The following is a 13,439-nucleotide window of genomic DNA, read 5'->3' as shown; positions in this document are numbered from 1 at the left end:
ATCAATCTCTCAAAGGAAAGACAAAATGGCAGACGCCTATACCCGTATCGCGGACGCGATCGTTCCGTCCGTTTATGCCCAATACGCTTTCGAGGAGCACGTCCAGTCGCTCGAAATCTACCAGGCCGGCATCCTGTTTTCCGATCCGGCCATCTCCTCGAAACTGTCGATGGGCGGCCGTTCCGTCGACATGCCCGGCTGGAAGGACCTCGGCAACGATCCGTCCGAGCCGGTCAATGACGATCCGGCCGATTCCATCGAGATGAAGAAGATCGGCTCGCGCCGCGAGGTCGCCGCCCGCAATGTCCGCGCCCAGGCGTGGGGCGTTCCCGACCTGACCTCCATCCTGGCGGGCGACGATCCGCAGAAGCTGATCGTCAAGCGGCAGACCGAGTACTGGCAGCGCGCCAACAAGCTGACCTTGATCGGCATGCTCAAAGGTGTCGTCGCCGACAATCTGGCCAATGACGGCGGCGACCTGGTGCGCGCCACCGGCACCTCCATCGTCGACACCGACATCATCGAGGCGGCCTACCTGATGGGCGACCGCGCCGACAAGTTCCGCACCCTCTGGATTCATTCCAAGCAGATGAAAGCGCTGAAGCTCGCCGACCTCATCGACTATGTGCCGTCCTCGCAGCAGGGCGGGCCGCTCATCCCCTATTACATGGGGCTGCGCTGCGTGGTCGACGATGACATCCCGCAGGCGGCGGGCGTCTACACCGCGTTCATGTTCAAAGACAAGGCGATCCTGTGGAACGAGCTGCCCGTGAACACCGAAGGCGGGCCGCTCGAGTTCGACCGCAAGCCGCGCCAGGGCCATGGCGGCGGGGTGACGGAAATGGTCGGCCGCCGGCATTTCGTGCCGCATGTGCCGGGCACCCGCTTCCTCGACGCCTCCACCGCCGGCGAATTCGCCACCGACGCGGAGCTGGCGCTGGCGGCGAACTGGGACCGCACCGCGTCGAGCGTCAAGACCATGACGTTCATCGCTCTGAAGACGACCGAGGCATAGGGTTTCGTCTCCCGGGAGGTGGGCCAGGCCCACCTCCTTCCTGCGAGCGCTGGCGCTTGAACATTGACGCCAACCGTCGATGCCGGCGCTGCCCCTCATTGCCCTGCCGGGCATTTCTCCCCGTGAACGGGGAGAAAGACGCACTTCCCCCAATCACAACCCACGGAGGCCTTACCCATGGCCATAACCCCGACCGACATCGCCAATATGGCGCTGGCAGTCCTTGACGAGGCGCCGATCGACAGCCTTGACGAGGACATTAAGGCCGCGCGCTTGCTCAACATGCATTTCGACCTGACCCGCGAGGCCGAGTTGACGAAATACGCCTGGGTGTTCGCCATCCTTTCGGCATCCCTGGCCGGCAGCGATACCGGTTCCGGCGATTGCACGCTGAACTGGGTCTATGAACTCCCCGTCGATTGCCTTCGCCCGCTGCCGCTGACCCACAATGGCGAGCCGGACGGCATCGCGATCTCGTGGCGGCAGGAGGCGGGGCTGGTCTACAGCGACCGGGCGGGACCGCTCACCATCCGCTATGTCGCGAACCTCACCGACCCCAACGACTGGGACGCGCCGTTCACCGAAGTGCTGGTGGCGGCACTCGCCATCAAGATCGCGCATCCGCTGACGCACAAGGCCGGCATGATCGACATTGCCCGTTCGGCCTACGACCGCGCGCTGGACGCCGCCTTCACCGCGCAGGCCATCCAGCGCGGCGGACGGCTTTCGACATCGAGTTGGGCGCGGCAGCGCGGCGACAGCCGGTTTTATGCGGGGGCCATGCGCTGATGGCGACGCTCTATCCGGTCCAGGACGTCTTCACCCGCGGCGAGATCTCGCCACGCCTGCACGCGCGCGCCTCGCTTGATCTCTACCGCGCGGCGCTGTCGAAATGCGAAAACTTCGTCACCCTGCCGCATGGCGGCATCCGCAAGCGCGGCGGCACCTGTTTCGTCGGCGAAGTCAAGACGTCCGCCAAGGCGACGCGGGCGATCCCGTTCATCTTCTCGGCCGACCAGGCCTACATGCTGGAGTTCGGCAATCTTTACATCCGCGTCTACGCCTATGGCGCGCGTGTCGGCACGGTCGAAGTGGCCTCGCCCTATCTTGAAGCCGACCTGTTCGATCTCGACTATGTGCAGTCGGCGGACCAGATGTGGATTTCCCACAGGGACTATCCGCTCAAGGTGCTGACGCGCACCGCCCATACGGCATGGACGCTCGACGACTACGCGATCGACGACGGGCCCTATGACGACATCAACGATACGCCGACCACGCTGACGCCTGCGGACTATGGGGCGCTGACGCCGAAGATGACGTCGAACACCGCGCCTTCCGGCACGGTCTCAGGCATGGGCGGGGCAGGGGACGCCTTCCAGCTTTTCGACAAGGCGACAGAGACGGACAGCGGCATCGCCGGTGCCACCAACGGCTCGGTCACCTACCAGCTTGCCGGTGGCGCGCAGGCCATCGTCGAAAACTACTATCTGACCGCACGCACCGGCGGAACGGTCGACCGCACGCCGACAATCTGGGTGCTTGAAGGATCGAATGACGGCGCGACATGGGTGACGCTCGACAGCCGCACCGGCGAGACCGGCTGGTCGGGCGGCGAAACCCGCTACTATGAATTCCTGAACAAGCTGGCGTTCGAGTATCACCGCTTTACGTGGAAGGCGATCAACGGCGCTTCGGACAGCGCGTTTTCCGAACTGAACCTCAACCGGGCGGCGGCCAGCCAGACCCCGTTCGACCTCACGGCGTCATCGACCGCCGGCATCAATGGCGGCGCCGGCTTCCAGGCTTCTGACGTCGGCCGGGCCATTCGCCTGCTAGCGTCCGATGGCCGCTGGCGCTGGGCCAAGATCACCAGCCGCACCAGCGCCACGGCGGTGAAAGTCCAACTGCATGGATTTGCCCTGCCGGACCTCAGCCCGATATCCCGCTGGCGCCTGGGCACGCTCGTGCCGGGGAAATATGTCGAAAGCGGATCGCTCTACGAGGAGCGCCTGGCCTTCAGCCGCAAGTTTTCCGTCTACGCCTCGGCAACGGGGGATTTCAACAATTTCGCATTGGGCGAGAAGGATGACGACGCGCTGGAATTCCTCCAGGCCGGCGGCGGCCAGGCGAACGACATCACGTGGATCGCGGAATCGGACGGCGCGCTGCTGATCGGGACGCTCGGCGGCATCCGCGCACTCTCCGGCTCCGGCATCGACGAGGCATTGACGCCCTCCTCGTTCAAGAACCGGCGCTCGCGCACGTCGGGCTGTGCCCGCATCCGCCCCGTCGATGCCGGCCAGTCGTTCCTCTATGTCACGCGCTCGCGCCGCTCGATCGCCGAGCTGACGCAGGCTTCGACCGGCCGCTTCACCTCCGACGATATCGGCCAGATCTCCGAACATATCGCCAAGCGTGGCGTGGTCGAGCTGGCGTTCCAGACCGACCCCGACCCGATGCTGTGGTTTCCGCTCGATAATGGCGAGCTCGGCGGCTACACCCACCAGCCCTCGCAGGAGGTGCGCGGCATGCACCGCCACCGCCTCGGCGGTACCGTCGCCGGTTCCGGCTGGGCGGCCGTCGAAAGCGCTGTCGTGACGCCCGGCCAGGATGGCGTCGACGACATCTGGTTGATCGTCAGGCGGACCATCGGCGGCGTGACCAGGCGCTATATCGAGATCATGATGGCGCCGTTCGAGTATGGGGCGTTGGAGGATGCCTTCCAGGTCGATTGCGGCCTGACCTATTCGGGCGCCGCCGTCAACACCGTGTCCGGGCTTGGCCATCTCAACGGCGAAAAGGTCGACGTGCTGGCCGGCGGCAAGGTCTATCGCGGGCTGCCGGTCGCCTCCGGCCAGGTGACGCTGCCCGGCGGCGCCGTCGCGGCCAAATGGCAGGCCGGGCTTGCGTTCCAGTCGCAGGCCGACACGCTGGAGCTCGACGTCGCCGGCCGGGACGGCTCGATCCTCGGGCGGCGCAAGAAGGTGGCGGGTGTCATCCTGTCGCTGCTCGAGACCGACACGACAGGGCTTCAGGTGCAGTCGCTGATCCGCGGCCGCTGGGAAAGCGTGCGCATGCCCTCCATCGTCGCGCCCGACGGCAAGGCGAGCCTGTTCACCGGCAATGTCGAGGTGCCCATCGACGACAGCTGGGAAGGGCAGGGCCGGGTGCGGATCCGCCACGTCAACCCGACGCCCTGCACGATAAGGGCGTTCACGCCGGTGTTCGACGCCGAGCCTTAGGGCGAGCTGGCGTTCCTCGCCCCCGCGAGCGGGGGAGAGGTGGCCGCGAAGCGGTCGGAGAGGGGCTTCGTAAGGCGCAGGCGCTTCTGCCGGAGAGTCCGGCACAGGTCGGCGCCATCCCCTCTCCGTCTCGGCTTCGCCGAGCCACCTCTCCCCACTTGGGGGGCGAGGAACCCAGGCTGAATCAACGCCGCGATCCTTCGCGCCTCCCTCTGCCCTGCCAATCTCCCCCACAAGGGGGGAGATCGGCGCTCCACCGCCTCCAGCCCACCACAAGGAACCCATCCCGTGACCACATCCCCCCATGCCGAACAGCTCGGCAGGGCGCGGACGGCTGCCGAATATGCTGCCGTCATCGCCTTGCTCGATGCCGACCTCAATGATGCGATCGCCCGCCGGCGCGGCTGCGAACAGGCCGAGGACCGCGCCGTTTTCGGCGACGGCGATCTTTCCGCCGCGCGCATCGCGCTGGACGACTGCAACGACGTCGTCGCGCTGCTGGAGAAGATTATCGCTGCCGCGGACAAATGCCGTGCCGCGGCCGCCGCGGCAGAGGCGCGCGCGGCCGTCGAGGCGCTGGGCGGGCAAGCGAAAACCAAGGCGGAGGTGCTGACCGAGCGCTGGCGCGCCGTGCGCCGCCTGGTCGAGCTGTTGCGCCAGGACCTGTTCGAGGCCGATGCGCTCGCCCGCGCGCTCGCCACCGCCAACGGCCTCTTCGACGCCGCCGGCATGCCCGACCTGAAGGTGAACCTGGCCGTTGCCCGCCGCGCCGCCATGGCCGGGCCGCGCGCGGCGGCGCCGGCGCGCCTCAGCCGCCCGGCAATCCAGGCCGACAGGCTGCTTCTGTCGTTCACCAACCCCGGCGGCGCGCTCGACCCGCGACCGGCGCTCGGCGCGCGGGCGGCCAGGAAAACTCCCATTGCCGCATCCCAGCGAGGCTGACCATGTGCACATTAGCCCTTCTCGGCACGGCCATCTCGGTGGGTGGCGCATTGATCGAAGGCCGGCAGCAGAGCCAGATGGCCGGCTACCAGGCCAAGGCCTACGGGCAGCAGGCGCAGGCCGATGCGCAAAGTGCCGCCTTCGAACAGAGCCAGGAGCGCCACAGGCAGGATCTCCTGCTTTCGCAGGCGCGAGCCCGGGCGGGCGCCTCCGGCGTCGGCCTATCGGGCTCGCCGGCCGAGGTGCTGGCGGCCAATGCCAGGCAGGGCCAGCTCGACCTGAAGGCGATCCAGTACGGCTCGGCGCTGCGCCGCAACACTCTCGATAGCCAGGCGGCGCTCTCGCGCTTCTCCGGCAGGCAGGCGGCGGCGGCGTCGATCTTCAAGGCCGGCGGCAGCCTCGTGTCCGGTCTCTCCCGCCTCTACGACCCGACCAAAGCCGTGACCTTCGGCAAGGGCGCCTTCCCGCCGGCGCCGGGCGGCGCCTTCACGGGAGGGCTCTACTGATGGCGACGATTCCTCTCCAGCTTGCCCAGCGCCGGCTCGAGGCCGGCAATGGCGTTTCCTATCCCGAGGGGTCGCCGGCCGGCAGGGCGATGCAGGATCTTGGCGACGAGCTCTCGGCCGTCGCCGAGCGCTACCGGCAGATGAAGGAGCGGCAGGAGGCGTTCGACGCGGAGCTGGCGCGCCGCCGGTTCGCCGAGCGCATCGCGCAGGCGGAAGACGAGGTGGCGGCGAATGCGCCGGCCGACGGCGGCGGCCTGCACGATGCGATGTATGGCGAGGTCGACCCGCGCAGCGGGCAGGTGGTCAAGCCCGGCCTGTTCGACAGGCTGTTCGATGAGGCTCTGCCTGACATACCGGAGAGCCAGCGCGCCGCTTTCGCCAGGCAGAAGGAGCCGATGCGCGCGGCCGGCTCGCCGCGCGTGGCACAGCGGCAGCAAGAGCAGCGCGATGAGTATGAGCTGGCGGAGTGGGCGAAGGTCGACACCATGTCCACCAGCTCCATCGCAAAAGGCGACCCGAACGACATCGGAGCTTTCGAGGCGATCCGGCAGAACGGGTCCGATCTGATCGCCAAGATCGGAAACCCGGTTATCAGGCAAGCGGCGGAAGTGGCCTGGCGCAGCAACACGGCCAAGGCACTGGTTCAGGCGATGATCGCCCAGGATCCGAAGCGGGCCGCCGAGATGTTGGGCGGGGCGCCGGCAGACTCTTCCAGCAGCGATGCCTCCGACGTTAGCTGGATCCGTCTTGCCGGCAGTTCAGATACGGCGGCAGCGAAAGGCAATCGTGTTGGCAAGCTCGCGCCGGATGAAATTGTGGCACAAGCATTTGGGGAAGACATTCCACAAGACGACCGGTCGGCGCTGCTCCAACAGGCGCAGGCGGCTCACGCTTCTCAGCAAGTTGAGATGCGCACCCGTATTGGCCTCGCCGAACAGAACGCACCTAGGGCGATCAGGGACACTGGCAGCTATTCGGGCCCGACCTTCACGCCAGAACAGTTCGTGGGGCTCTATGGGGCGACGGAAGGGTTCAGGCGTTTTCAGGCTCTCCATCAAGCGCTTGATGTCAGTCGCCAGTTCCACGGCATGCGCACAATGTCCAATGACGCCGTGCAGGCCATGGTCAAAGAGTCTGCGCCCAAGGCCGATAGTGCGACGCCAGAAGAGGATCGGGCGCGTTATGATGCAATAGCCGCCGCGGCGGACCTGACATTTCAAGCGAGGCGAGGCGATCCGGGCGGTTATGTACGCAAGACATTCGCGGCCCTCGACGCAGCTTGGAATAATCTTTCGAAGCCGGAGGACTATCAGACCGCGATCGTTGGCTCGATTGCCGCCCAACAGCAGTTGGGCCTCAACCCCGTCCAGCCGTTGCCGAATTCTGTGGCAAAAGGCGTTGTAGGGAAATTTAAAGACGAAGCTCACCCGCCCAAATCTCAGCAGACAGAGCTGCGCAATGTGCTTGCCGCTCTGCCGAATCAAGAGGCGCTTGAAGCGGTGCTTGGCCATCTTTTGCAGGCCAGTGCGTCGCAAGCAGACAACGATGCCGCGAACAGCTCGCTTCGGGCAGCAGGCGTCGACCCGATGGGCGTGCTCGATTTGCAGAACACCGTCCAGTCGGGATGGTCGGTACCAACTGGGTACGCAACCAACCGGTACCTGACGGCTCGAGAGCGGTTAGGGAACCTAATAGCTGGCGATAGTGAACCGGGAAGTCTGTGGCGGTTCGCCGCGCAAAAGCTTGTAGGCTCTGAGGGCCTCGGCAATGACGGTATTTCGGTAGCCGACTTCACACCTGTCGTGGGAGCTTCGTTGGCGCTCGACGAAGCCCTGAATGCCGCCCTGGATGGAAACTACAGCGATGCAGTGCTCGACGCCTTAGGTACCTTTCCCGGCGAAAAGTTGGTGGGTGAGGTTTTCCAGGGCGCCAAAAGTATTGCCAAGCCCTGGGTCGAGAGCTCTTCCGTATTTTCGAAGCGATCGGCTGAACTTGCCAAAGGCGGCGAGATACTTGTTCGTGGCGTCGACGCCGAAACCCTTCGATCCCAACAAGCCATTGCTCGGTCGGTCTCTCGGCAGTCTCGACGCCGTAGAACGCGATCCGGTGAGATATCCGAAAGTGCTTTTGAAGCTGCAATGCTGGCTTCTCTGCTTTCTAGGGACGCCTCCATGATTAAATATGCCGGTGCAAAGGTTGGGTGGACGAAATCAAAAAACTACCGAAAAACGTTCTTTAAAGCGAATCCCGCACTCAACGAGGGAGATTATGTTGTTCATCATAGTGTCGAGCAAAACGTTCTTGATAGATACCCAGGGCTTTTTGCAAGTGAAGAGATACATTCACTCGAAAATCTCCGTGGTGTCCGAAAGGAATTCGACGTAAATTTGCATTTAAAAGTGATTCGAGCCGAGTGGGATGAATTCTATAAGACGCACATCACGGCAACCCGGCAGCAAGTGCTTGACTACGCAACTGAGTTAGACAAGAAATATGGGCATCTGTTCGACCCACCGATAGGTGAATAATGCGATATTATGAAGTTAGGCCTGACGTGGCTGGTGGGCTGGGTGAGAACACTGTTATGGACACCAGCGTCCATCCGCCTGCCGTGAGCAAGCTCCACTATCAGGTTGAGGGATGGTTCGGCGACGCGCTTGTCACCACTTTTCCTTGTTTCCTGGTGACGGAAGAAGCCAAGCGCGGATTGCTCGATATTGGCATCTCCGGCGCTACATTCGCTCCTGCCGAAGTGACCAAATCCGAAAATTTTCTGGAGCTGCAGCCCGATGTCGAGCTCCCTCCGTTTGTTTGGCTCAAGGTGGACGGTAGAGCAGGTCACGACGACTTCGGCGTCAATCAGAAACTGAACCTCGTGATATCGGAGCGCGCCTTCGATGTGCTTGATGAACTGGGACTTCCTTCCGCATCCATCCAACGGTTCGACGTCGGCAATAAGTAGTGGGGTCGCCCGCGTCGTTGCCGACGAACGTTAAAGCGCCTCGGATAAGTGTCGAGTTAATCATGACGATCAATGCCAAATCCAATTTTGAGCAGCGTCACACATCTGCCTTCGGTTTAATGTCAGCCGGGCTCGACGAAAAGATCTTATCGTCGCCAATGGTGGGCTAGATCACGTATCAAATATTAAGCCTCGTACCAGGGAAGAGCACATAAGGCTCCACATGGAAGCCGGCGATTTTCAGCGCTGGGCTAGGAGACGATGGCTGCGGACTAAGATAAGTAGTGGAGAGAAACTGTGAGCAAAATTACCCCGGATCTCGGTAAAGTAAGCCGTCTTCCTCTACCAGCAGACGACCCAGGTGCAGATGATGACCTTGACAGCGCCCTTCTGGAAGCTCGTGAATATATCAAATCATACGACTGGGTAAGGAGAATCGAAGGCGAGTATTTCGGATATGGTGCCGAAGGGATAATATACATTTTTCTCTTCGAGATTTCACCCGGGAAACCAGATGTGCCACGATGGATATGGGTGCTCGTCGGTGATGTACCCCCAGCGTACATGCCCGGTGACGATTTGGAGACCCCGTACGAGGCGCTGGACGGATATATCGGTGCAATGGATGAGTGGGTTGAAGCTGCGCGGCAAGGGAAGTCCGTGGCGAAGCTCATTCCCGTTAATGTCCCGGCGAATCCCGCCAACGCCGAGATGTTGAGTGGACGGCTTAAATTCCTCGACGAAAAGATTCTGCCGCTGCTTCAAGAATGATGTCTCGGCAAGCAGAAGAGCCTAAGATAGGGATAAATGGAAGTTCGAAGGTCCAGAAAATTTGGCCGTCATATCGACCCGAAAAATATTTGGTGGTGGCGGCTGGGTTGCCTACGCCTCACATGATGCCGATGATGAGTCGTGGCAATTCTACGGAGATGAAGCTGAAGTTGATCAAGGCGACCTAATTTGGTGGGTTTGGCCGAAGTGGTAGAGCTTGATAATACGGTTGCACAATTGGCAGATTTGCCAGTGGGTTGGCATGCTCGGCGCGATACAAAGACCTCACCATGGAGGCGGAGCAAAATGCCCGACGAATTTCCGGAACTGAAGGAGAGCTAGTTCCGTCATCCAAATTCCTGGTGGGGTGAATTTCTGGCCAGTCGGCGCCCGATGGCCGAAGAATACAATTTTAAGCAAATGTTTCCGGATTGGTCTATTCTGTTACCTGGCGGCAGTTCAGGTGCAATACAGCGGAAACACCCACGGAACACCTTGGCATTAGGGCTGCCAGTGCACTTCGATGGCGCAGCTGGCAGCTCTGCGATGTGTAATATTAGCTAGGCGTAAACTTTGGCATGTTCGTTGCACCTTACCCCTTGAGGGGGCCACAGGGGTTGGAACCGATGTATCGAAATGACACAGAACTGTTCGCGCGGGCGAGCGCGCGGGGCATTACGATCTATCAACGCTCGAAAACGGTGTGGATCGCGGCGGGAAGCTACCGGGACCGCGACTATGCGGTGAAGGGGCGGACACCCGCCCTTGCGCTCGCCTTGTGGAAGGAGGCCACCAGATACAGCGGGTCGGGACTTTAGAGCCTGTCCTTGCCGTCTGGATGAAGCCTCAAAGGCGATCTAGACGCCCGCCACGCGACAGAACATCTGCAAAGCCGTCAGGGCGCGGGCCTCGGTCGGCTCTTCGCCTCCTGCCTGTGAATCCGCCGGCGCCGTCACCGCTCCAACGGATTTGTACCGGGAAGCGAACGGCCTTTCTTCTGCCGTGCGGTTGTCGTTTGCAGCGACGACAATCGCGGATTTTTTCATCGGAAATCACACCTTGTGGAAGCGCTGCGACATTGACGCTCCCATAGCGCAAGCCACCGCAGTGCGCGGGTGTTAACACGGCAGCCAGTCCGGGAGCAAGCCGGCATTGCTGCTTGTTCAGGAAGTGCGTGCCCAAGGACAGAAAACCGACCGCTGAATTGTCTCTCGCCTAGCCGAGCGATCGTGACCAAACTTCTCAAGGAAGAACCTGAATGACCGTGGCGCCGTGGCCGCACGGGCCAGCGCTTATCCCATCCGAACCCGTCGCCACGCCGCCAACCAACCCGAATTCCAAGCCTCGCTTTCGCGGGGCTTTTTTATGGAGCAAGCCTCATGGCCCGACCCGCAACTGCCGCCGTTCGCCTGCTGACGGGCGAGCGCGAACCCGTGCGCCTGGCGACGACGGCAAACCTGGAGACGGTCATCGTCGACGGCGTTGCCTGGATCCTCGGCCTGAAGACGATCGACGGGGTTTTGACCGCCGTCGGCGACCGGGTGCTGGTCAAGAACCAGTCGGACGCCCGGCTGAACGGCATCTATACGGCGAGCGAGGGCTACTGGTACCGCGCGGCCGACGCCCGCACCGCGCGCACGATGCAGAAGGGAACGACCGTTCACGTGCAGGAGGGGGTTGCTTCGGGTGGCTTGGTCTACGCTTTCCAGACCCTCAATCCTGTGATCGGCACGAGCGACATCGTGATCTCCTACTATCTGTCGGATGATCCGCTCGGGGATATCGGCGGGGCGCTGGCGGCAGTCATCCACATCGCGGAACTCGCGCGCGACCTGGCCCAGCAATACGCCGCCGACGCCGCGCAGGTTTCGGGCGTCAACGTGCCGATCTACGCTTCCGTGGCGACGGCATCGGGCTCGACGATCGCTGCCGGCGTCAAGAGCATCAGGACCCAGTTCTACGCCCCGGTCTTCACGACCCCGGCAACCCTGGTGGGCGGCGCCAACTATGCCCGCATGTCGCGCGCGGCGATCACCGCCGGCGGCTACCCGGCGCTGGCCTATTTCCGCTCCGCCGACCGTTTCATGCCGGACGGCACGACCGATGCGGTCAATGGCGGCTTTTGGGTATTGAATGAAAGCGTCGCCACCGCCACGATGTTTGGCGCCCGTGAAGGGCTTGCCGACAACGCGCTTGCGTTAAACGCGCTCGGCTCCTATTGCCGGATTACCAAGGCCGTGCTCGTCCTGCCTGCCGTAGCAACATACTACGCGGTTGGCTCTTCTATCGACTGGCGCGACATCAGCGAGATCAATGGCAAGGGGGCGCTGATACGCGGTGCTTTCGACGGCCTTTCGGCGGTCCGCATCGGTGGGACCGGAACGAATGTTTTGCGCGGCGCAAAGATCTGGTTGGAAGTCCAGAATACACCAGACAAATCTGTTGTCGCCAACACGCGAGGCATTCACTTCGGCGGCATGGCCGAGAGCAAGCTCTGGCTTGCTGCCCGTGGTTACGACGAAGGGCTCTATTTCGACGGCCTGACGGCAAATACAAATTGGGTAAGCAACGAATTCAACATCATCACTCTCTACAACAACGGCTCCCATGTGCATTGCGATCTGGCTGGCGCGAGCTATTTCGTAAACAACCAGTTCCGCGGTGGAACCTGGTACATCGGCACCAACCAGAAGGCGGCGGGTCGCGGGACCTTCAAGCTGACTCTCGCCGGGACCGCTGCCGTTGAAGAGGTGTTGATCGACAGCCCCCAAATCGGCATTGATGGTGGCTCGGCCGGCGTTAGCCATGCAGCTTTCATCTACGCCGCGCTAGGCAGCACCAGCAACCTGACCACCGTGTTTTTCAAGAATGCGCGCATCGAAACTTACAGCGCCTTCACCAACACACTTGCTCTCGTCAACGTGCCATCCGCGACTGGCTTCGCCTCCTTCAACATTGATCTTTTGAGCGCGTCAGGCATCGATGACGCGAACATCCTTTCGCCTGATCTGAAGCGCCTGTTTGTCTCGCTGCGAGATATGTCGAATAGGCCGACTGGAGGGGCCAACTTGGTGAGGCGCTTTCAGGGCGAGCGGTTCTTTCCGGTGCAGGCCGAGGGCCGCATCACGGTACCCGGCGTCGTTTTGTACGACAGCGCGACCGGCGGTTATACAGCTCCATCGCCCTTCCTGACCAACGGTGTCACGGCGCGCACGTCGCGGGCCAACGGCGACGGCCAACTTGTGGTGTCAAGCTCGGGCCAGGCTGTCGGCCACATCTACAAAAAAGCCAACACCACACAGCACGCGTTCCTCAACTTCCTTAACGGTTCGCGCGCCATTACGGTCATCTGTTTCGACGCCTCTGGCACCGTGTTGTCAGGCAATGCCCCGTACTATGCAAAAGGTAGCAACGGCCAGTCAATCGCTCGAACCGGTGCATCGGTTTATGAATTTTCGACCAACTGGCTGTGGATACACCCATCTGTTGCCTCATTCTTCGTTGGGGCGTCCGGATGGATTGGCGCAACGATCATTGAAAGTATCGATTTTGAACAAGGCTTCGCCGCGCCCATACTGCGATTGCGTGATCAAGAGACCGACATCAGCCGGCTTTGCTATAGCTTCCTTATGGAAAGCTATCTTCCCGTTGGAGCGACCATCGAGCGGGCACAATTTGGTGGATATCGAAATACATTCCTACTGAAGACCACCGTCTCCACCGCCGCCATTTCCGGTGCCACCACGATTGGCTTAGCAAGCGTCGCGGGAATCACGGCTGGCGACCGTATTGGAATCGAACTTGACACTGTGATTACCGGAGCAGAGCTCCAATGGCACCACACAACTGTGAACGGCGCACCTTCGGCTAACACGGTGACACTGACCAATGCCTTGCCGGCAGCAGCCGCTGCCGGCCGCGCGGTCAGGCTCAATCGCTGGGTGGTGCGCTAGTTCGGTTTCTTGCAGGATCAGCAATGCTTCGTCGCCATCGGGAAG

11 protein-coding genes are annotated in these 13,439 nt (G+C 62.1%); 10 read left to right on the top strand and 1 reads right to left on the bottom strand.

Going from position 1 to position 13,439, the window contains the following annotated elements; translation table 11 throughout:
• The first annotated feature begins 25 nt into the window (after nucleotides 1–25).
• The 9 genes from FJ986_RS10935 (at nucleotide 26) to FJ986_RS10895 (ending at nucleotide 10,259) form a co-directional block, all read left to right on the top strand.
• On the top strand, nucleotides 26–1,015 hold the full coding sequence (locus FJ986_RS10935) for a Coat protein (RefSeq protein WP_140567611.1): 990 nt from the start codon (nucleotides 26–28) through the stop codon (nucleotides 1,013–1,015).
• 177 nt (nucleotides 1,016–1,192) lie between these two features.
• On the top strand, nucleotides 1,193–1,804 hold the full coding sequence (locus FJ986_RS10930) for a hypothetical protein (protein ID WP_140499954.1): 612 nt from the start codon (nucleotides 1,193–1,195) through the stop codon (nucleotides 1,802–1,804).
• Nucleotides 1,804–4,260, top strand: coding sequence for a hypothetical protein (locus tag FJ986_RS10925; RefSeq protein WP_140674257.1), 2,457 nt, complete (start codon nucleotides 1,804–1,806; stop codon nucleotides 4,258–4,260). The genes FJ986_RS10930 and FJ986_RS10925 overlap by 1 nt, the downstream gene beginning before the upstream one ends.
• 288 nt (nucleotides 4,261–4,548) lie before the next feature.
• The gene (locus tag FJ986_RS10920) at nucleotides 4,549–5,202 is read left to right on the top strand and encodes a hypothetical protein (protein ID WP_140674255.1); all 654 of its coding nucleotides are present in this window, start codon (nucleotides 4,549–4,551) and stop codon (nucleotides 5,200–5,202) included.
• Between the two features lie 2 nt (nucleotides 5,203–5,204).
• Nucleotides 5,205–5,708: a hypothetical protein gene (locus FJ986_RS10915; protein WP_140674253.1), complete on the top strand. Its 504-nt coding sequence runs from the start codon at nucleotides 5,205–5,207 to the stop codon at nucleotides 5,706–5,708.
• Complete coding sequence (locus tag FJ986_RS30455) at nucleotides 5,708–8,236, top strand: hypothetical protein (protein WP_181167213.1); 2,529 nt, start codon at nucleotides 5,708–5,710, stop codon at nucleotides 8,234–8,236. The genes FJ986_RS10915 and FJ986_RS30455 overlap by 1 nt, the downstream gene beginning before the upstream one ends.
• Nucleotides 8,237–8,292: 56 nt before the next feature.
• A complete protein-coding gene (locus tag FJ986_RS10905; RefSeq protein ID WP_224519111.1) occupies nucleotides 8,293–8,670 on the top strand; it encodes a hypothetical protein in 378 nt (125 codons plus the stop codon).
• A gap of 297 nt (nucleotides 8,671–8,967) precedes the next feature.
• Nucleotides 8,968–9,441, top strand: coding sequence for a hypothetical protein (locus FJ986_RS10900; RefSeq protein ID WP_140499943.1), 474 nt, complete (start codon nucleotides 8,968–8,970; stop codon nucleotides 9,439–9,441).
• Between the two features lie 626 nt (nucleotides 9,442–10,067).
• A complete protein-coding gene (locus tag FJ986_RS10895; protein ID WP_140521536.1) occupies nucleotides 10,068–10,259 on the top strand; it encodes a hypothetical protein in 192 nt (63 codons plus the stop codon).
• A 39-nt stretch (nucleotides 10,260–10,298) separates the two neighbouring features.
• Here FJ986_RS10895 and FJ986_RS10890 read toward each other — a convergent pair whose 3' ends face one another.
• On the bottom strand, nucleotides 10,299–10,487 hold the full coding sequence (locus FJ986_RS10890; protein WP_140521537.1) for a hypothetical protein: 189 nt from the start codon (nucleotides 10,485–10,487) through the stop codon (nucleotides 10,299–10,301).
• Between the two features lie 333 nt (nucleotides 10,488–10,820).
• Here FJ986_RS10890 and FJ986_RS10885 point away from each other — a divergent pair, with 333 nt between their 5' ends.
• Nucleotides 10,821–13,394: a hypothetical protein gene (locus FJ986_RS10885; protein WP_140515919.1), complete on the top strand. Its 2,574-nt coding sequence runs from the start codon at nucleotides 10,821–10,823 to the stop codon at nucleotides 13,392–13,394.
• The last annotated feature ends 45 nt before the right edge of the window (nucleotides 13,395–13,439 follow it).

Origin of the sequence: Mesorhizobium sp. B1-1-1, from assembly GCF_006442955.1 — a bacterium.
Classification (GTDB): domain Bacteria; phylum Pseudomonadota; class Alphaproteobacteria; order Rhizobiales; family Rhizobiaceae; genus Mesorhizobium.
Note: the sequence above shows the minus strand (reverse complement) of the source record. Positions and strands in the feature narration are given on the sequence as shown.